The following is a 19,186-nucleotide window of genomic DNA, read 5'->3' as shown; positions in this document are numbered from 1 at the left end:
TCACGAGTCGCCGATAAATCCCGAGCCTGCATACAAGTGAAGGACCGGAAGCCCAAGCTGGTCCTGAGCCTTGTTGGCCCAGTCCGTATGGAACGTGTCGGCGATGGCATGCGGACGGGTCACCACCACGGCCTGCGCCGCGTCCAAGGACCGAACTTTCGCCACCAAGCCGGCCACGGCACCGCCGTCGACGATTTCACCGGTGACGCCGCCACCCAAGCCATCCAAGGCTGCCAAGGATGCAGCCAGCGTCTCTGCGGCTTCGGCGCGCTCCGCCTCCGGGTCCGGTGATTGCGCAGTGAGTTCACGGAACGCCTTGGCAATATCAAGCAGCGAGAGGTTCTCCAGGAAATCCACCAGGAGGTGTCGCTCAGTATTGGAGGGGACCAGCACCACAAGTGGCGCGTCGCCGCCGTCGAGCAGCTTGGCGATGTTGATGCGGTCGTCGGGGCCCAGGGGCTCTTCAGTCAGGATGACTATGGGATCACTCATGGCTACAGCGTAGTCCCGGGGAACGGGAGTCCGCAGGCTTTCGGGTGCCGATTCCGAGGAACGGTCCGCCGCGCGGTCCGCACCTGCACCAGGCAGCGCTGATCAACGGCAACAATGGAAGCATGGCATCGAATTCCCGGTCAGCGAGAGACGCTGCAGACACCAAACTGTCCCCCCGCACCAAATGGGCGATCGCAGGCTTCCTTGCCGGCGGAACCCTTGCAGGGCTTGTGGGGGCCGGGTCCTCCGCGCTCGCCGTGTACTTTGCCCGTCGTGTCATTACCCCTGCCGCGCGGCACGAGGACCAGGAAATCCTCGCGGTGATCCGCGGGGACAAAGGACTGCAAGTCATCCTGGCCGCCACCCCGGACACCATCATTGATGGCGTTTTCAGCCTCTTCTTCTCCGGCGGCCAGGGGCACGCGCGCATTGGTCGGATTGTGTCCTATTCACCGGCCGAACAAACTGTCCTGCGCGAGGTGGAGGAGGTCTACAGCGGCAATCTTTCCGAGGCCCGCCGCGCCTGGTGGAGCGGCGCAACCTATCCGGATCCGGCCGCAATCGGCCTCGCGGCGGAAGACGTTGAAATAGACGTCGACGGCGGGAAGGCACCTGCCTGGTTGATCCGCGCCGATGCGTCAGCGTCGGCACCGGTGTGGGCGATCATGGTGCATGGCCGCGGGGCTACGCGTCTCGAAGGCCTCCGGGCCGTACGCACCGCACGCGACCTCGGACTGGACAGCCTCCTGATTTCGTATCGTAACGATGGGCTGGCGCCGTCCGCCCTGGATGGACGGTACGGCCTGGGGTCGACGGAATGGCGTGACGTCGAGGCTGCCATCGAGTACGCAATGGACCACGGGGCGCAGGAGGTGGTGCTCTTCGGGTGGTCGATGGGCGGGGCGATCAGCCTGCAGACCGCCGACCTCTCCAAGCACCGCCTCGTCATCCGGGCCCTGGTCCTGGACGCCCCGGTCATCAATTGGGTCAACGTCATGGCCCATCACGCGGAAATGAACAGGATTCCCTACAACGTGGGGCGTTATGGGCAGATGATGCTCAGCCATCCGTTGGGACGCCGGCTCACAGGCCTTGCCGCTCCCGTGGATCTGAAGGCAATGGACTGGGAAGCGCGGGCTGTTGAGTTGCGCACGCCGACGTTGCTCATCCACAGCGTGGACGACGACTATGTTCCATTCGAACCGTCGGCAAGTCTGGCCGAAAAGAACCCGGAGATGGTTACATTCGAACCCTTCGACGGCGCGCGGCACACCAAGGAGTGGAACGTTGATCCCGAGCGGTGGGAGCGAGTGGTGCGTTCGTGGCTCCAGCGACAACTCGCCCCGCGGAACAACCCCGGCCAGTCGAGTGCAACGGCGCCGGCCCCCGGGGCAGATAAGGGCGCTTGAAGTCAGCCTTTGCCGGAACCTATCGCGGCGGTAACGGCTTGTGTGAGCCGGATGAGGTCAACCGGAGCGAGTTCGATGTCCAAACCCCGCCTTCCCCCGGAAACCAGAATGGTGTCGTAGGCCAGGGCCGATTCGTCCAGGACGGTGGGGGAGGACTGGCGTTGCCCCAACGGAGAAATCCCACCGAGCACATATCCCGTGCGGCGTTCTGCCGCTTTGGGATCCGCCATGGCCGCCTTTTTGGATCCCAAGGCAGCTGCTGCGGATTTCAGATCCAGGTTCCCGGACACCGGGACGATGGCCACAGCCAATCGGCCCTCTACCTCCACCATCAAGGTCTTGAAAACCCGTGCAGGCTCGATACCCAGGACCTCTGCAGCTTCCAGCCCGTAGCTGGCCACCGCGGGATCGTGGGCGTAGGGGTGCAGCACGAAAGGAACGCCGGCCGCAGCGAGTGCTGCTGTAGCCGGCGTTCCCTGCGAAGCCATTTTTTTGGCCATGCCGCGCGGCGGAACCTTTCAGTGCTCCAGCCGACTGGCGGCTGAGACTTTCCGCTTGATACGGCCGAGCATTGCCGTCATGCCCCGCATGCGCAGGGGAGTGATGGCCCGGGTCAGCCCCAGCAGTTCCGGCATGTCATCCGGAACCGCAAGGATTTCCTGGGCCGTCAGCCCATCGAGTCCCTCATGCAGGACACCGGCGAATCCACGGGTGGTGGGCGCCTCCTGCGGTGCCTTGAAGTAGAGGCGGTAGGCGCGGGGGCCATTGGGCACCTCTGTGTTCTTCTCCGACTCAATGGTGAGGAACAGCGGGGACTGGCACTCGACGACCTGCTCCAACAACTCGGGGTGGTCTTTGAGGCGCTCTGGAAGCTCCGGCAGGCCCCTTGAGAATTCGAGCAGCAGTTGCAAACGGTCAGGCTCCGTCAGTGCCTGGAAGTCATCGACGATTTCCGCCAGCGCGGCGGGCAAAGTGTTGGTACTCATCTCTTCCAGCTTACGCACAACGGCGGCGATTGCATCTTGTGTGCCGGAACACTACGGGGCCTTGAAGAACGGGACTAGTTGCTTGCGAAGGCCGCAGGAACGGAACCACGCTCGGCACCCTTGACGATGGGAACACGCACGGCGTTGCCCCATTCGGTCCACGAGCCGTCGTAGTTGCGGACGGTGTCGAAGCCCAGCAAGTACTTCAGGGCGAACCACGTGTGGCTGGAACGCTCGCCGATGCGGCAGTAGGCCACGACGTCGTCGCCGGCCTTCAGGCCGGCCTCACCCAGGTAGAGGGCTTCGAGTTCTTCGCGGTTACGGTAGGTGCCGTCTTCCGCTGCTGCACGGGCCCACGGAATGGAGGCAGCGGTGGGAATGTGCCCGCCACGCAGTGCGCCCTCTTCCGGGTAGGCCGGCATGTGCGTGCGCTGGCCTGTGTATTCCTCGGGGGAGCGGACATCGATCAGGGGATTGCCCAGGTGCGCCAGGACGTCGTCCTTGAACGCGCGGATGGGAGCGTCATTGCGCTCTACCTCGGGGTACTCGCCGGGAGCGGGCGTCGGCACATCGGTGGTCAACTCGCGGCCTTCGGCGATCCACTTGTCGCGGCCGCCATCCAGGAGGCGGACGTCGTCGTGGCCGAACAGCGTGAAGACCCAGAGGGCGTAGGCTGCCCACCAGTTGGACTTGTCACCATAAATCACCACGGTGCTGTCCCGGGAGATGCCCTTGGACGCAGCGAGGGCGGCGAATGCTGCGCCATCCACATAGTCTCGGGTGACCTCGTCGTTAAGGTCGGTGTGCCAGTCGATCTTGACGGCGCCCGGGATGTGGCCGGTTTCGTACAGGAGAACGTCTTCATCGGACTCGACGACAACCAGCTTGCCATCGGCAATGGCGCCCTCAGCAAGTGCTGCCGCGAGCCACTCGGTGGACACAAGGCGTTCAGGGTTCGCGTACGACGCGAACTTTTCGTTCTGTTCAACGGGGTAGGACATGGTGATGGCCTTTCACTGACAACGGACGGAGCCAGGCCGCGGGAATGGTGCAGACGCCGGCCCGGCGTGCTTCAACACTAACCACGGGCTCCCGTGAATGCTTCCCCGGGGTCATACGGTGAAACATGGGCTTGGTCACGTGTCCGTTCCAGGGCGTCCGATGCCGGTATTCTTGCTGGGGACCTAATACTGAAGGAACGGACCACCGTGGTACAGATCGAACAACTGGCTGCCCGCACACCGGCAGTCTCCGTGGAGGAACTCCTCAAGGGTTTCTACCCGTCTCCGCGATTCGGAGAGGTATCGTTCGACAGCTACCGGCCAGACCCTTCGCAGCCGAGCCAGGCCAATGCAGTGAAGCTGCTGTCCGCCTTCGCCGATGGCGTGGGCAACGACGACGGCGGTGGGCTCTTCAAGAAGCTGTTCGCCAAGAAAGCGCCCGCCACCAGGGCTGGGATTTACCTCGATGGTGGCTTCGGTGTTGGTAAGACCCACCTCCTGGCGTCCCTGTGGCACAGGTCCCCTGGGCCCAAGGCATTCGGCACCTTCGTGGAATACACCAACCTTGTGGGTGCGCTCTCCTTCCGCAAGACCGTGGAAGCGCTCAGCAGCTACAAGCTGGTTTGCATCGATGAGTTCGAGCTCGACGATCCAGGCGATACGGTGCTGATGTCGCGCCTGATGCGCGAATTGGCCGACGCCGGCGTCAAGCTTGCCGCCACGTCCAACACTCTGCCCGGCTCGCTCGGCGAAGGCCGCTTTGCCGCCGTCGACTTCCAGCGTGAGATCCAGGTCCTCGCAGATCAATTTGACGTCGTGAGGATCGACGGCGAGGATTTCCGCCACCGTGGCCTGCCGGCCGCCCCTGCACCGCTCAAGACCGAAGAACTCAAGCACCGCATGCGGGCCGAATTCGATGGCAAGACTGTGGCCGTGGATGACTTCCGGACCCTCGTCAACCACTTGGCCGCAGTCCACCCCAGCCGCTACCGTCAGCTGATCTCCGGCGTGGAGGCAGTGGTGTGGAGCGACGTGGAAACCATCACCGAACAGGCCGTCGCGTTGCGCTTTGTTGTCCTCGCAGATCGCCTTTACGACAAGGATGTCCCCATCCTGGCCAGCGGCGTAGCCTTCGACAAGCTCTTCACCGAAGAGATGATGACCGGTGGCTACACGAAGAAATACTTCCGGGCAGTGTCACGGTTGACTGCCTTGGCACGCGAGGCACAAAACCACGAGCCCGCCTGATTCAGGCCTTCTGAAGGGGCTCGCGGCTCTTCAGCATCCAGCGCACCAGGATGCCGCCGGCCAAAGCCCAGAAAGCAGCGCCGACACCGGCGAAGCTCAGGCCGGACGCTGCCAGCAGGAAAGTAATACAGGCCGGGATGCGTTCCTCGGCCACAGCCAGGGCAGATGAAATGGACGACGCCAAGGTCCCGAGGAGTGCGAGGCCCGCGACGGCCTCAAGGAGTCCCGGCGGAGCCGCAGCCACCAAGGTAACCAGGGCGGCAGAGACTGCAGCCAGCATCAGGTAGGCAAAACCGGACACGAAAGCAGCGATCCAGCGTCGGCTGTGGTCCTTGCCCGCCTCCTCGCCTGCGGCCAGGGCCGCACTCAGCGCGGCCAGGTTGATGGCGTGTCCCCCGAAAGGAGCCCCTGCGATGGTCCCCACTCCGGTCACCAGCATGGAGGGACGCCACGGCGTGGTGTAGCCGAAAGATTTGAGGACTGCGACGCCGGGAATGTTCTGCGACGCCATGGTGACGATGAACAAGGGCAGGGCCAGGCCTACCGCGGCCTCCAACGTAAAGGCCGGGGTGGTCCACTCCAGCCGGGGGAGGAGACTGTTGGCCGGGACATGAACGCCGTTGGAGGCGATATGGATGCCGATGACCCCCAAGGCCACCATCAGGGACGCCGGCACGGACCAGCGTGGCGCAAATTTCATGAGGACTATCCAGCATAGAACCACAGGGGCAATGAACAAGGGAGCCGATCCCAGCGATTTGAACGGTGCCAGGCAGAGGGGGAGCAGGACCCCGGCGAGCATGGCCTGTGCCAAGGCGGTGGGGATCTTCGACATGACGCGGCCGAGGGACGGGAGCAGGCCCGTGAGGAGGATCAGCGCCCCGACGATCAGGAACGCACCGATGGCAGCCGGCCAGCCGCCGTCGACCATTCCTGCTGAGGCGAGCAGTGCCGCGCCGGGCGTTGACCACGCGAGAGTCACTGGCATCCTGGATCGCCATGACAGCCAGAGGATGCCCACACCGAAGGTCAGGGTCAATGCCAGCAGACCGCTTGATGCCTGTGCCTGATTGGCGCCCACAGCCTGCAATCCGGCCAGTACTACGGCAAAGGACGAAGTGAATCCCACCAAGGCGGTGACGACGCCTGCAGTAATCGGCGGTCCCAACATTTCCCTCGTGGCGTGGCTGTTGGTGGCTGGCGGGGAGACGGAAGGCATAGGGTCCAAAATACCCGACCCATGGGTGGATCCTGTGACGGGCGAAGTCCAGTTAAACGCCAAGGGCACCGATGGCGCCTCGCGGCGGGACCGGTGCCCCCTTGACGTATCTGGTACGGCGGCTCAGGCAGCTACGGCTGCTTTGGCTCATCCGTGACGGGAGCCTGCTCAGGCTGACCGTCGTTCTTGGCCACGAAGTCGGAAGCGGCATTCTGGACCTTGTCGACGTGACCGGCATACTTGCCGCCCGTCTTCTCGTCCACAAAATCCCCGGCCTTTTCGATGCCATTCTTGATGGCTTCTTCGTTGCCTTGAATGAGACCCTGAGCCTTGCCCTTCAGGTCGTCAATTAAACCCACGGGCACCTCCCTTCCATCGCGGAGCCAGTTCGCTCCTCCGCGTCCGACCCTAACACCAGTTCACTGGGGTGCCAAGGGTTCTGTCGCGGACTACGCCAACGGCTGACTGTCCACCTTGTGGCGCGGGCTGTCCGGGTTCATGAGGGAGTGCCTGCGGCCATAGGCGAAGTAGATGATCAAGCCGATGACCAGCCACACACCGAATCGAAGCCACGTTTCCCAGTGCAACTGGAACATGAGGAACGCAGAGGCGAGCACGCCGAACGCGGGAACGACGGGCATGAAGGGCAGCCGGAAGGTGCGCGGTGCGTTGGGCTTGGTGTAGCGGAACACGATTACGGAGACACAGACCACCACAAACGCGGCCAGGATGCCGATGTTGGTGAGGTCGGCAACTTCCTTGATGGGGAAGACGCCGGCGAGGAACGCAGAAGCGACGCCTGCGATCCACGTGACACGTTGCGGGGTTCCGTGGCGGTCCGTCTTGGCGAACCAGCCGGGCAGGAGGCCATCGCGGCTCATGGAGAACCATACGCGGGTGACACCGAGCAGGAACGTCAGCATCACGGTCAGGATGGACAGCACGGCAAAGACCGAAATGATGGTGGCGATGACCGGCAATCCGACGCCGGTGAACGCAGATGCGAAGCCGGCGGTGGGATCGATGTCCTTGTAGTTCTGCATGCCCGTGAGGACCAGTGTGGCGGCAACGTAGAGCAGCATGGCAACGATCAGGGACAGAATGATGGCCTTGGGCATGTGCTTCTTGCCGTCCTTGGCCTCTTCCGCCGCGGTGCTCATGGCGTCATAGCCGAACACGGCGAAGAAGACCGTCGCAGCACCGGCAACAACAGGCCCGAAGCCACTGGGCATGAACGGGTTGTAGTTCTCGGTGTTCACGTAGAAGATGCCCAAGCCGATGATGAACAGGATCAAGATGACCTTGATGGCCACGGCCACGAGTTCGAAGCGGCCAAATGCTTTGGTTCCACGGCTCAGGATCCACGTGACCAGGAGGCAAACGAGGATTGCTGGGAGGTTGATGATGCCGCCCTTGCCCTCATCGGCCGTGGATGTCATCCAGGTGGGCATGTGGATTCCGATGCCGGACAGGAAGGCATCGAAGTAGCCGGAGATGCCGATGGCCACCACGGCGACGATCGCGATGTATTCAAGCAGCAGGTCCCAACCAATGAACCAGCCGATGATCTCGCCCAACGCCACGTAGCCGTAGGTGTAGGCCGAACCTGCGCGGGGGATCATGCCGGCGAATTCGGCATAGGACAGTGCCGCCGCACCCGAAGCCAGGCCGGCGATCAGGAAGGAAAAGAGGACCGCGGGGCCTACGCCCGGATTGCCCTCGCTGCCGTGGGCCACAAGGCCGGCAAGCGAAAAGATGCCGACGCCGATAATTCCTCCGACGCCGATGGCGGTCAGCTGCCACAGGCCAAGACTCTTGAAGAGTCCGCTGTGCTTGTTTTCTTCCTCGATGTCGTCGATCGGCTTGCGCCTGAGGACGGACTTGGAAGCCGTCTGTTGATTCATGGGGGTACTCCTGCCAGTTGGCGTGGAACGGTGATGAGCTCGCAGTACATTATGCGAGCCGAATCACATTAGATAAAGCGAATTCTTCTGAGGGGTATCGGTTACTTCAATTGATGAATTGGATAGCCTGCGTTTGCGGGCATAAAAAAAGCAGCTCCGAAGAGCTGCTTTTCTTATTCTGGAGCGGACGACGAGATTCGAACTCGCGACATCCACCTTGGCAAGGTGGTGCTCTACCAGCTGAGCTACGTCCGCATACTTTGCCGGCCGGGCTGATGCCTGGCCAACAACTACAAACAAGTTGCCTTGTTCTGGTGGGCGATACTGGGATCGAACCAGTGACCTCTTCCGTGTCAGGGAAGCGCGCTACCGCTGCGCCAATCGCCCGTTGCCGGGTCCTTCAATAAGGAGAGCGGACGACGAGATTCGAACTCGCGACATCCACCTTGGCAAGGTGGTGCTCTACCAGCTGAGCTACGTCCGCACATGCTGCCTGCCTGGCTGATGCCTGGCCGTCAACAACAAACAAGTTGCCTTGTTCTGGTGGGCGATACTGGGATCGAACCAGTGACCTCTTCCGTGTCAGGGAAGCGCGCTACCGCTGCGCCAATCGCCCATGCATCCAGCAGAAGCTGGAAGACATGGTTTTCACCGAGGTGGGTACGGGATTCGAACCCGTGTATACGGCTTTGCAGGCCGCTGCCTCGCCTCTCGGCCAACCCACCGTGTAAGCAGGATTCCGAGGAATTCATGCCTTGACAGTGCCTTGCGAGCGGACGACGAGATTCGAACTCGCGACATCCACCTTGGCAAGGTGGTGCTCTACCAGCTGAGCTACGTCCGCAGTGTCGTATCGGCGGGCAGCCCTGCAGGCATTCCGTCGCTTTCCGACGAGTAAAAACTCTATAGGAGGTTCCGGCAAACTCCAAATCGGCAGCTTGCTTTGGGGTTCGAAGGCCGTTGGATCGTTGATTTTGCGCGGAATCCGAGGAGTTTCATGGCTGTAATTCCATGGTTGTAGTTCATTCGAGGTTGTGGGGTTCCGATGGGTTTTGCATTCCGGCCACCGTCCGTTAGTGTTTTCTATGCACCCGGGCGATTGGCGCAGTGGTAGCGCGCTTCGTTCACACCGAAGAGGTCACTGGTTCGAACCCAGTATCGCCCACCAATAGAAACCCCCGGACCTCCGGGGGTTTCTTGTTTCTCCGGCATTCTCGCCGGCGCTGACATCTCAAGCCGGCTGCGCTCCACCTGGCCGGATGCGCTCCACCTGGCCGGCTGCGCTCCACCTGGCCGGCTGCGCTCCACCTGGGTTGCTGCTTCCTCGCTCGTCAAGAGCAGGAGGCCCCCAAAGGGAGGCTTGATGTATGGCCCCCTCCGCGCTCCCGTTGTGGACCGGGCGGACTTACTTCCGGGCGAAGTGAAGCAATCCTCTCCACTGAGACACTGAGACACTGAGCTTCAGGGCTGGACTGCGTGATCGACATCGAAAACGAGCATGCACGGACACCTGCGCATCGGGCTGCAGGCAACCGCCCCGGCCTGGGTTCAGGCTGAACCGCCTGCAACCAGCAGGACCGAGTTGATGATCGTGATGATGGCAAGGAATATTGCGAGTCGCCGGTTGGAGGCAGCAAGAGTCCGACGGGCGCAGCCAACATAAACAGCGGCGCCCAGAGCGCCAAACAGAATCCGTAGCCCGCTTCGCCGAGCGTTCCGATCGCACCGGGCCCGGGCGCCCTGTCCCAAAGGAGTGAAATTCGAGCCAACACTTCCGTGCTTCGTTTGGTCTTTCTGCGTCACGAAGGAGGCGCACGAAGCACATTCCCTATATGCGTGAGCAAGCAGAACCTGAGCGCCCCCCATCCGCCGAGGCACCAGTCCCGTCCTTTGGGGATCTTTCCTCGACTGCCCCTATCCTGGCGCGAAAGCTGGCCCGGCTATCCCCGGAGCAGCTGACGATGATCTTCGCGCGGGAGAATTCTGTCGGCCCTCTGTGACAAAGTCTTTGTATGACTGCTCCACTGCTTGCCCACGCTACTGATTACGGCCGGATGTACGCCCGCTCCACCACAGAACACTTCTCCGTGCCATCCATCACCACAGTGATCGGACAACAGGCCCACGCCTTGGACGGTTGGTTCAGTTACATGGGCGCGAGCAGCTTGGCCGCTGATCCCGAGCTTCCAGCGATCCTTGGAAGTCCAGCCAAGACCCGCCAAGCCATCAACAAAGCATCCAAGGCCGCTGAAGTTTACCGGGACCAAGCTGCGGCCCGCGGTGATCGCGTCCACACCTACTGCGAGCAGGTAGCCTTGCGCGCGCTCGGACGTCCGCACCGAATGCAGGAATGCCGGGACGAGCTCGCAGCCAACGGCGAGCAGGCCTTTGCCGCCCGCTTCGACGAGTGGTGGGAGCTTTACCAGGTGGAGCCACTGGCCCCGGAAATCACCGTCTGGAACAAGACCGTTGGTTATGCCGGAACACTTGACCTCGTGGCCCGAATCAACGGGCGCATCTGCCTCATCGACTACAAGACCAAAGGCACCACGCGGGACGGCACAGTCAAGGCACTGGACGACAAAGTGGTCATGCAGCTGGTGGCAGGCATGAAAGCCGAGGAGAGCCTGGTGGATCCCGTGGCCGGCGAATGGGAAGCGTGGAAGTACGGGGACAACCCCATGCTGCTTGCGGTTGCCATCGGTGAGACGGAAGTCCGTCCGCAGCGGGCCAACCCGGAGATCCTTAAACACCATTGGTGGAAGTTCTGTGCCTTGCGGCGGGTATGGGAAATGTCGGCGGACGTCACTGCGGCAGGGCAAGCGCTGCTGCCGATCGCCCCGCCCGTGTTCGCGACGGCCGGTGCTGCTCCCACAAACACCGGCAGTGCGATGACCTCAACTAAACTGGCTTAGGCTCCGCAACGCACGGACCAGTTTGACGATCGTGAGGACTGACAGCACATGGCAATTTTGAGTATCCGAATCATCGGGGATCCGGTGCTTCGCACCGTGGCCGACCCCGTCACTGACTTCGGTCCGGAGCTCGCCAAGCTGGTAGCCGACATGACTGAAACCATGGAGGACGTGGAGGGCGCTGGCCTGGCCGCGCCGCAGGTGGGCGTCAGCCAAAGAGTATTTACGTACCGCATCGGGGGAGTGGAAGGCCACATCATCAACCCCGTCCTGGAAAACAGCGAGGACTTCCAGCCTGACGAAGTCGAGGGGTGCCTCTCTATTCCAGGTCTTGGTTTTCCCGTGCGCCGGTACAGGTCTACACGCGCAACCGGCGTGGACCTTAACGGCAACCCGGTCTCGGTGGAGGCCGAAGGCATGCTGGCCCGCTGCTTCCAGCATGAAACGGACCACCTTGACGGTGTGCTGTACACGGACAGGTTGGAAGGCGAGGACCGTAAAGCCGCCCTTCGCGCCATCCGCAACGCCAATTACCACGCCATCACCGAACAGACCACGTCCAAGCGAGCCAACACTGTGGGCTCCAGCTTCGGTGGCGGCAGTTTCGGGGTTCCCGAGTGAGGGTACTCTTCGCAGGAACCCCCGCCGTCGCCGTACCCTCTCTGGACGCGGTGGTTAAGGCCGGCTTTGACGTCGTCGCCGTCCTCACCCGACCGGACGCGCCATTGGGCCGCAAGCGTGTCATGACTCCCTCTCCTGTAGCGGCCCGCGCCGAAGAGTTGGGCATCGAGGTCATTCGAGCGGCCAAGGTTGACGCCGCCACCACGGCGCGCATCGCGGAGTACTCGCCGGATGTAGCGGCCATCGTTGCTTACGGCGGCATTGTTCCGCGCGCCGCCCTTGGTGTCCCCACTCATGGTTGGGTCAACCTGCATTTCTCACTTTTGCCCGCCTGGAGGGGCGCGGCCCCTGTTCAGCGCTCCATCATAGCCGGGGATGACATCACCGGCGCCGCCACGTTCCAGCTCGAGGAAGGCCTTGATACCGGCCCCGTGTTTGGAACGCTCACCGAAACTGTCCGCCCGGAAGACACCGCCGGTGACCTGCTTGAGCGGCTGTCCATCAGCGGGGCTGTACTGCTGAGCCAGACCCTTTCCGCCATCGACGCCGGACAAGCTGCTCCGCAGCCGCAAGCAGGGGAGGTGTCATTGGCTCCCAAACTGACTCTGGACGACGGGCGCTTGGACTGGCAGCTGCCAGCGCTCGCCTTGAACCGCCGTGCACGTGGAGTCACCCCGGAGCCCGGGGCATGGACCATGTTGGAGGGCCAACGGGTAAAGCTTGAACCTGTGAAGCTGAGGCCCGAGGTCAAGGATCTCGCACCAGGAGCCATCCGGGTGGATGGTAAATCCGTACTCGTGGGCACTGGTTCCCACGCCGTGGAGCTTGGCCGAATTCAGCCGGCCGGCAAGAAAATGATGTCGTCGGCCGATTGGGCCCGCGGCTTGGCATCGCCTGAGAGAGTGGTATTCGAATGAGTGAGTCCGGCCGTCGAGGCCCCAACAACAGCGGGAGCCGGGACGGCGGAGGGCAAGGAAACCGTGGTGCCGGGGGGCAGAGCAGACGCAACGCCCAAGGGCGGGAGCGGAACAGGGGGCCCCAAAGGGGCTTCTCCAATAACGCCCCGTCGCAGCGCACACGCCGTGCTGACCCAGCGCGGTTGGTTGCTTTTGAAGTGCTCCGCGCCGTCGCTTCCGAGGACGCCTACGCTAACCTTGTCCTTCCAGCACGCATCCGCGAACACCGCCTCGATCGGCGCGATGCCGGATTCGCCACTGAGCTGAGCTACGGCGCCCTGCGCGGTCAGGGCACCTACGATGCCATCCTGGCCCGCTGTGTGGACCGTCCCCTCGAGCAGTTGGATCCAGCGATCCTGGATGCCTTGAGGATCGGTGCCCACCAGCTCCTATCGACGCGCGTTCCCGCCCACGCCGCCTTGGACCAGACGGTCGGCCTGGCGCGGGCGGTCATTGGGGCCGGACCGTCGGCCCTTATCAACGCCGTGCTCCGCAAAGTCACTGCCCACAGCATGGACGAGTGGTTGGACATCCTGCTGGACCAGGAAACGGACGAGACTAGAATTGCTGCCCTGCGCCATGCCCACCCGGAGTGGATTGTCCGGGCCTTGCGCCAATCGCTGGTGAACCATGGTCGGCCCAAGACCGAGATCAACGATCTCCTGGAGGCCGACAACGCCGCGCCGGTGGTTAACCTCGTGGCCTTGCCGGGCTTGGGCAACTTGGATGAAGCCTTTGACAATGGTGCCACCGCTGGTGAATTGGTGGAAGATTCAGCCCTCTCTGCCGGCGGCGACCTCGGCCGTTTTGAGTCGGTCCGCCGCGGCACTACCCGTGTCCAGGATGTCGGATCACAGTTGGTGGCACGTGCTTTGGCCGGCGTCGAGTTGGCGGGGTCTCCAGGCCAACGTGAAAAGTGGCTGGACCTGTGTGCTGGCCCCGGCGGCAAAGCTGCGCTCCTGGCCGCGCTGGCACATCGCGAGGGGGCCACCCTCCTGGCCAACGAGCCCGCACCTCACCGGGCCAAGCTGGTTCAGCAGGCGCTCTCTGCTGTTCCTCACGATTCCTGGACTGTGCGGACCGGTGATGGGCGCGAAGTCGGCGCTGAACAGCCTGAGACTTTTGATCGTGTCCTGGTGGACGTCCCGTGCAGTGGTCTCGGTGCCTTGCGCAGGCGGCCGGAGTCTCGCTGGCGCCGCTCACCCAAGGACATCGGCGACCTCGGTCCCTTGCAGCGCGAGCTGTTGAAGTCCGCCATTGACGCCGTTAAACCCGGCGGTGTAGTGGCTTATGTGACGTGCTCGCCGCATCCGGCTGAAACCACCGCTGTTGTGGGTGACGTGCTCGGCAAGCGTGACGACCTGGAACTGCTCGACGCCGGACAGGCACTGGACCATGTCAGCCTCACCGGCAACCTGGGCGCCGGTCACGAACTCACGGCCCAGCTTTGGCCCCACGTCCATCAAACGGACGCCATGTTCATGGCAATCATCCGTAAGAAGGCGTAACCGCAAACACCGGCTGCAGCAGGTGGGGCCCTACGCCCGGCCGCCGCAGCACTCCCTCGACAACCACTCACCCGAAGGGGCTGCCTTGTCTCAGTGCTGTATCAACCCGAGCATCCTGTCCGCGGACTTCGTCAACCTTGAGGCGGAGCTACAGCGGATCAGCAACGCCGACGCCGTCCATGTGGACGTCATGGACAACCATTTTGTGCCCAACCTGACCCTCGGCTTACCGGTGGTGCAGCGGATTCAGGCTGTCAGTCCCATCCCTTTGGACGCCCACTTGATGATTTCCGACGCCGATCGATGGGCTCCTGCCTACGCGGACGCAGGAGTCGCGTCGGTGACGTTCCATGCTGAAGCTGCCATGGCTCCGGTCAAACTGGCTCGCGAACTGCGGGCCCGTGGCTCAAAGGCCGGCATGGCGTTGCGCCCTGCCACCCCGGTGGAGCCCTTCTTGGACATGCTCAGTGAGTTGGACATGCTGTTGATCATGACGGTGGAGCCCGGCTTCGGTGGACAGTCGTTCCTGGACATCACGTTGCCCAAGATCCGGCGGGCCCGGGCAGCAATCGAAGGTTCGGGTATTGGAGTGGCCATCCAAGTGGATGGCGGAATCACCGAAGAAACCATTGTTCGGGCGGCAGAGGCCGGTGCGAACGTTTTCGTTGCAGGTTCGGCAGTTTACGGGCACGAGGATCCCGCAGTGGCGATTGACCTGCTCCGCGCTGCGGGTCAGGCGGCTGCTGCTTCGACGAAAGCCTGACGACCGTCACCACATGTTACGAAGATGGCCGGGAATAGCCCGGCCATCAGGGTGGTTGTGGCAGAATAACAACACACATACGTGCTCCGGGGTCGGTGTAAGTCCGAACCGGCGGTTATAGTCCGCGACCCGCGCGCCAGTGGGTTCCAAGTGATTGGGATTCGGTGGCAGACGGTTGAACCGGTGGAATTCCGGTACCGACAGTTAAAGTCTGGATGGGAGAAGCACGTACAGTCATGCCGTGGGCGTTCCTTGAGCGACGCCCGGTATTGCGCTGTCGTACACCCCCGGAGTCATCGCGGCTTACTGGGAAGGAACGGCATGGACTTTCTGCGATGGCTCTTCGAAGCACAGATCCCCGTTGGAGGATCTGCTCTTGTCTTACGCGAAGTGCTTGGAAACATCTTTGGGCTCCTCAGCGCCCTCGGCGGCATGCGCCGAAAAGTCTGGGCATGGCCGATCGGTATCCTCGGCAACATCCTGCTGCTGACGGTCTTCCTCGGCAACGTTTTTGGCGCGGCCGCTCCGGCTACGCTGTGGGGCCAGGCCGCACGGCAGGTCATGTTCATAGCGGTCGCAGTCTATGGCTGGTACCGCTGGCAGCAAGGAAGGCAATCCAGCACCCAAGGACGAGCGATTGTCCCGGGCTGGGCCAGCAACAAGGTCCGCATTGCCCTGATTGGTGCGATGGTGGCAGGCACCGCGGCGTTGACACCGGTGTTCGACTCCCTTGGCTCCTACCCACCCGTCTGGGCTGACGCCTGGACTTTCATGGGATCGCTCCTGGCTACCTACGGGATGGCTCGTGGATGGACCGAGTTTTGGCTGATCTGGGTTGCCGTGGACATCGTGGGTGTCCCCCTCCTCTTCAGTGCCGGCTACTATGCCAGCGCCGTCATGTACTTGTTCTACGGCTTCTTCACCCTCACTGGATTCTTCGTGTGGTGGCGGGCGGAAAAGCGTGAACGTGACCGCCCCAAGCCAGCAGCCGTTCCCGTGGGAGCTGCCCAGTGAGCATTTCAGACGTTGTCTTCACCAGCGCGGAAAGCACCGCCATGGACGCAGCGCTGGCGGCCGCGCTGGCTGGTCCCCGCGGTGCGAATCCATTGGTTGGTGCAGTGATCCTCAGCCCGGAAGGCGAGCGACTTGCCACCGGCTACCATCGCGGCGCGGGAACCGCCCATGCCGAAGCCGACGCGATCCTTGAGGCCCGTCGGCAGGGTATCGACACCAGTGGGACCACCATGGTGGTCACACTTGAGCCGTGCAACCACGTGGGCCGCACCGGTCCCTGCGCGCAGGCCATCATTGAAGCCGGAATCGCAAAGGTGATTTACGCCGTCGACGATCCCCACGATCCTGCCGCGGGCGGCGCCCGTACCCTCCGCGAGGCGGGCGTTGAGGTCCGGTCCGGGCTGGCGCTTGCCGAGTCGCTGGACCTCAACCGCGAGTGGTTCGACGCCGTTGCCTCCAAACGCCCCTTCGTCACCTTGCACATCGCACAGACGCTGGACAGCCGGATAGCCGCTGCAGACGGCAGCAGCCAGTGGATTTCCAGCCCGGAATCGCTGGCGGACAATCATGGGTTGCGCCGACTTATCGACGCGATCCTGGTGGGGACGGGGACGGTCCTCATCGACGACCCCCGGCTTACGGCCCGCACACCTGACGGTGAACTCTCCGAACGCCAGCCACTTCGGGCAGTCATGGGCCTGAGGGATGTACCCGAAGACGCAGCCGTGCGTGCGGCTGACGGGCGCTTCGTGCACCTTCCCACAAGGGACCCGGTGGAAGCCCTCAGCAGGCTCTTCGATGAAGGAGTCCGCCACGTGATGGTGGAGGGTGGCTCGAGCATCTTGAGTACCTTCCTGGCCGCCGAGCTGGTGGATGAACTGATTATTTACCTGGCACCCACGCTCCTTGGCTCCGGAACGCCCGCCCTCAATGACCTGGGGATCACCACCTTGGCCGATGCCCAGCACTGGTCCTGGGACGAGGCGGGCGGCGGCGCGGTCCAGACCCTCGGAAACGACCTTCGGCTGCACTTGCGGTCCACAAGGACCGCCGCCAGCACCACCAAAAATTCGATTCCGCGCAGTGAAGCTGCGGAATATGTCACAGGAGGACACTGATGTTTACCGGAATCGTTGCAGAACAAGGCACTGTGCTGGGCATTGAACATGACGGCAGTGCCAGCGCGACCCTGCGCTTGAAAGCCCCAACCACCACAGGCGACCTGGCTCTGGGCGGATCCATCGCAGTCAACGGAGTTTGCCTGACAGCTACGCAGATCAAAGGCCAGGATTTCAGCGTCGATGTCATGGGCGAAACCCTCATCCGCACCACCATTGGGGAACTGGCGCCAGGAGACACGGTGAACCTGGAACGCTGTGTTCCTGCCGGTGGACGCCTTGACGGCCATGTGGTCCAAGGGCACGTGGACGGCGTGGGCGAGTTGCTGGAGCGCGAGCCGCTGGGCAACTGGGACCGCCTGCGGTTTGGCGTCCCGGCCCCGCTGGCACGTTACATTGCCGAGAAAGGATCGATCGCCGTCGACGGTGTTTCGCTGACGGTGACTGCCGTCAGTGCAGCTGCCGAAGCGGAGCCATGGTTCGAAGTGGGCCTGATTCCCACCACCCTGGAAGAAACCGGGCTGGGAGCCAAGGCCGTAGGAGGCCGCGTCAACCTGGAAGTGGATGTGCTGGCCAAATACACCGAGCGGCTTTTGTCGTTCGCGCCGACGCAGGGGGCAAAGCGATGAGCGCCCCGGCCAAGACGTCTGCCCCCGTGCGGCGTACCGGACTCGATCCCGTGGAAACGGCCATCGCCGCGATGGCTGCGGGCCAGGCCGTGATTGTTGTGGACAACGAGGACCGTGAAAACGAGGGCGACATCATCTTCGCCGCCCAGCACGCCACCCCCGCCCTCATGGGATGGACCATCCGGTATTCATCCGGCGTCATCTGCGTCCCGTTGGAAGGGGAACGGGCGGACGCCCTCGTCCTGCCGCCCATGGTGGAGATCAACGAGGACGCCAAGGGAACTGCCTACACTGTTTCCTGCGACGCCGCGATGGGGGTCAGCACCGGCATTTCGGCAACGGACCGTGCTTTGACGGCCCGCATCCTGGCTGATCCGAGCAGCACTCCGGCCTCCATTACGCGGCCCGGGCATATTTTTCCGTTGCGGGCCGTTAAGGGTGGAGTGCGTGAACGTCCGGGACACACGGAAGCTGCCGTGGACTTGTGTCGTCTTGCCGGGCTTGCCCCGGTGGGTGTGATCGCAGAGTTGGTACATGACGACGGTGAAATGATGCGCTTGGACAGCCTGCGAGGGTTTGCCGCAGAACACGGATGCCCCCTCATCTCCATCGAGGACCTGGTGTCATACGTTGAAGCGGTAGAGTCCCAGGCGGGACATATTTCACGGGCAGACGAGGAGAAGCGATGACCGCATCGACAACACGCAGTGGCGACCACACGGACCCCTCGCCACACCCGGTAAGCGGTGGGCCGATCGTCCAACTGCCCACTGCCTTTGGCGACTTTGTGGCGCAGGCCTGGACGGACCACGTCACCGGCGTTGAACATCTTGCCGTCAGCTCGCCGAACCCTCCCAAAGGTGGACGTGCGCCGCTGGTCCGCCTTCACTCGGAGTGCCTGACAGGCGATGTTTTCGGTTCCTATCGTTGCGATTGCGGCGAACAACTCGCGTTCGCCTTGGAACTCATCCACGAAGAGGGTGGAACGCTGCTTTACCTGCGTGGACAGGAAGGACGCGGCATCGGACTGGCCAACAAAATCAAGGCCTATGCCTTGCAGGAAGCCGGGTTCGATACCGTCGAAGCCAACGAGCAGCTTGGCTTGCCGGTTGATGCCCGGTCCTACACTGCGGCGGGACAAATCCTCGCCGAGATGGGCCTCCACGAGGTCCGGTTGCTGAGCAACAACCCGGACAAGCAGCACCGCCTGGACAAGGCCGGCGTGACCGTCGTGGAAATGGTGCCCACCGAGGTGCCCTCACGCGAACAGAACCTGCGCTACCTGCAGACCAAGAAGGACCGGATGGACCACCGGCTGACACTTGACGTCGAGCCCGTCAGCAACGGTAAGACACCTTCAACGCACACCTTTGACACCAACCAAGACTGAACGGATTCACAGC

General features: G+C 62.9%; 19 protein-coding genes, 7 tRNA genes and 1 riboswitch. Of the genes, 13 read left to right on the top strand and 13 right to left on the bottom strand.

What is annotated here, in order from left to right:
* Complete coding sequence (locus ACR30Z_RS08585; protein WP_144652414.1) at positions 1–492, bottom strand: hypothetical protein; 492 nt, start codon at positions 490–492, stop codon at positions 1–3.
* A gap of 122 nt (positions 493–614) precedes the next feature.
* Between ACR30Z_RS08585 and ACR30Z_RS08580 the strand changes: the two genes are divergently transcribed.
* Positions 615–1,901, top strand: coding sequence for an alpha/beta hydrolase family protein (locus ACR30Z_RS08580; protein WP_434372106.1), 1,287 nt, complete (start codon positions 615–617; stop codon positions 1,899–1,901).
* Between the two features lie 2 nt (positions 1,902–1,903).
* On the opposite strand, the gene ybaK is transcribed toward ACR30Z_RS08580, so the two are convergent.
* From ybaK to ACR30Z_RS08565, 3 genes are all read right to left on the bottom strand, one after another.
* Positions 1,904–2,401 (bottom strand): Cys-tRNA(Pro) deacylase, encoded by a 498-nt coding sequence (ybaK, locus tag ACR30Z_RS08575; protein ID WP_434372104.1) that lies wholly within the window; start codon positions 2,399–2,401, stop codon positions 1,904–1,906.
* An 18-nt stretch (positions 2,402–2,419) separates the two neighbouring features.
* A complete protein-coding gene (locus ACR30Z_RS08570) occupies positions 2,420–2,887 on the bottom strand; it encodes a SufE family protein (protein ID WP_208760036.1) in 468 nt (155 codons plus the stop codon).
* Between the two features lie 74 nt (positions 2,888–2,961).
* Positions 2,962–3,888: a sulfurtransferase gene (locus tag ACR30Z_RS08565; protein WP_434372103.1), complete on the bottom strand. Its 927-nt coding sequence runs from the start codon at positions 3,886–3,888 to the stop codon at positions 2,962–2,964.
* 207 nt (positions 3,889–4,095) lie between these two features.
* Here ACR30Z_RS08565 and zapE point away from each other — a divergent pair, with 207 nt between their 5' ends.
* Positions 4,096–5,136, top strand: a complete 1,041-nt coding sequence (gene zapE, locus ACR30Z_RS08560) for a cell division protein ZapE (RefSeq protein ID WP_434372102.1) — start codon at positions 4,096–4,098, stop codon at positions 5,134–5,136.
* Between the two features lies 1 nt (position 5,137).
* Here zapE and ACR30Z_RS08555 read toward each other — a convergent pair whose 3' ends face one another.
* The 9 genes from ACR30Z_RS08555 to ACR30Z_RS08515 form a co-directional block, all read right to left on the bottom strand.
* Positions 5,138–6,355, bottom strand: coding sequence for a benzoate/H(+) symporter BenE family transporter (locus ACR30Z_RS08555; protein ID WP_434372101.1), 1,218 nt, complete (start codon positions 6,353–6,355; stop codon positions 5,138–5,140).
* A 131-nt stretch (positions 6,356–6,486) separates the two neighbouring features.
* Positions 6,487–6,720 (bottom strand): antitoxin, encoded by a 234-nt coding sequence (locus ACR30Z_RS08550; RefSeq protein ID WP_018778655.1) that lies wholly within the window; start codon positions 6,718–6,720, stop codon positions 6,487–6,489.
* An 84-nt stretch (positions 6,721–6,804) separates the two neighbouring features.
* The gene (locus ACR30Z_RS08545; protein ID WP_144652407.1) at positions 6,805–8,259 is read right to left on the bottom strand and encodes an amino acid permease; all 1,455 of its coding nucleotides are present in this window, start codon (positions 8,257–8,259) and stop codon (positions 6,805–6,807) included.
* A gap of 179 nt (positions 8,260–8,438) precedes the next feature.
* A tRNA-Gly gene (locus ACR30Z_RS08540) sits at positions 8,439–8,514 on the bottom strand.
* Positions 8,515–8,571: 57 nt separating this feature from the next.
* Positions 8,572–8,646, bottom strand: a tRNA-Val gene (locus ACR30Z_RS08535).
* Positions 8,647–8,670: 24 nt separating this feature from the next.
* Positions 8,671–8,743, bottom strand: a tRNA-Gly gene (locus ACR30Z_RS08530).
* 57 nt (positions 8,744–8,800) lie between these two features.
* A tRNA-Val gene (locus ACR30Z_RS08525) sits at positions 8,801–8,875 on the bottom strand.
* 38 nt (positions 8,876–8,913) lie between these two features.
* A tRNA-Cys gene (locus ACR30Z_RS08520) sits at positions 8,914–8,984 on the bottom strand.
* 46 nt (positions 8,985–9,030) lie between these two features.
* Positions 9,031–9,103 (bottom strand) — tRNA-Gly (locus tag ACR30Z_RS08515).
* Between the two features lie 249 nt (positions 9,104–9,352).
* Here ACR30Z_RS08515 and ACR30Z_RS08510 point away from each other — a divergent pair.
* From ACR30Z_RS08510 to ribA, 11 genes are all read left to right on the top strand, one after another.
* Positions 9,353–9,427 (top strand) — tRNA-Val (locus tag ACR30Z_RS08510).
* An 844-nt stretch (positions 9,428–10,271) separates the two neighbouring features.
* Entirely contained in the window at positions 10,272–11,174 is a 903-nt protein-coding gene (locus tag ACR30Z_RS08505) for a cytochrome (RefSeq protein WP_434372100.1), read from the top strand.
* 48 nt (positions 11,175–11,222) lie between these two features.
* The gene (gene def, locus ACR30Z_RS08500) at positions 11,223–11,795 is read left to right on the top strand and encodes a peptide deformylase (protein WP_144652405.1); all 573 of its coding nucleotides are present in this window, start codon (positions 11,223–11,225) and stop codon (positions 11,793–11,795) included.
* On the top strand, positions 11,792–12,712 hold the full coding sequence (gene fmt / locus ACR30Z_RS08495; RefSeq protein WP_434372099.1) for a methionyl-tRNA formyltransferase: 921 nt from the start codon (positions 11,792–11,794) through the stop codon (positions 12,710–12,712). Before def ends, fmt begins: the two co-directional genes overlap by 4 nt.
* The gene (locus ACR30Z_RS08490) at positions 12,709–14,259 is read left to right on the top strand and encodes an RsmB/NOP family class I SAM-dependent RNA methyltransferase (protein WP_434372097.1); all 1,551 of its coding nucleotides are present in this window, start codon (positions 12,709–12,711) and stop codon (positions 14,257–14,259) included. Before fmt ends, ACR30Z_RS08490 begins: the two co-directional genes overlap by 4 nt.
* Before the next feature lie 85 nt (positions 14,260–14,344).
* Positions 14,345–15,022 carry a ribulose-phosphate 3-epimerase gene (gene rpe, locus ACR30Z_RS08485; RefSeq protein ID WP_144652402.1) on the top strand — a complete coding sequence of 226 codons (678 nt, stop codon included), beginning with the start codon at positions 14,345–14,347 and terminating at the stop codon, positions 15,020–15,022.
* 77 nt (positions 15,023–15,099) lie between these two features.
* Positions 15,100–15,254: riboswitch (FMN riboswitch) on the top strand.
* An 89-nt stretch (positions 15,255–15,343) separates the two neighbouring features.
* On the top strand, positions 15,344–16,036 hold the full coding sequence (gene pnuC, locus ACR30Z_RS08480) for a nicotinamide riboside transporter PnuC (RefSeq protein ID WP_144652401.1): 693 nt from the start codon (positions 15,344–15,346) through the stop codon (positions 16,034–16,036).
* A 41-nt stretch (positions 16,037–16,077) separates the two neighbouring features.
* Positions 16,078–17,154, top strand: a complete 1,077-nt coding sequence (ribD, locus tag ACR30Z_RS08475; protein WP_434372165.1) for a bifunctional diaminohydroxyphosphoribosylaminopyrimidine deaminase/5-amino-6-(5-phosphoribosylamino)uracil reductase RibD — start codon at positions 16,078–16,080, stop codon at positions 17,152–17,154.
* On the top strand, positions 17,154–17,783 hold the full coding sequence (locus ACR30Z_RS08470) for a riboflavin synthase (protein WP_434372095.1): 630 nt from the start codon (positions 17,154–17,156) through the stop codon (positions 17,781–17,783). The genes ribD and ACR30Z_RS08470 overlap by 1 nt, the downstream gene beginning before the upstream one ends.
* Positions 17,780–18,472 carry a 3,4-dihydroxy-2-butanone-4-phosphate synthase gene (gene ribB, locus ACR30Z_RS08465; protein ID WP_434372094.1) on the top strand — a complete coding sequence of 231 codons (693 nt, stop codon included), beginning with the start codon at positions 17,780–17,782 and terminating at the stop codon, positions 18,470–18,472. The genes ACR30Z_RS08470 and ribB overlap by 4 nt, the downstream gene beginning before the upstream one ends.
* Positions 18,469–19,173: a GTP cyclohydrolase II gene (gene ribA, locus ACR30Z_RS08460; RefSeq protein WP_144652398.1), complete on the top strand. Its 705-nt coding sequence runs from the start codon at positions 18,469–18,471 to the stop codon at positions 19,171–19,173. Before ribB ends, ribA begins: the two co-directional genes overlap by 4 nt.
* Positions 19,174–19,186 lie beyond the last annotated feature (13 nt).

The organism is Paenarthrobacter sp. FR1 (genome assembly GCF_051106045.1).
GTDB lineage: Bacteria > Actinomycetota > Actinomycetes > Actinomycetales > Micrococcaceae > Arthrobacter > Arthrobacter nitroguajacolicus_A.
Note: the sequence above shows the minus strand (reverse complement) of the source record. Positions and strands in the feature narration are given on the sequence as shown.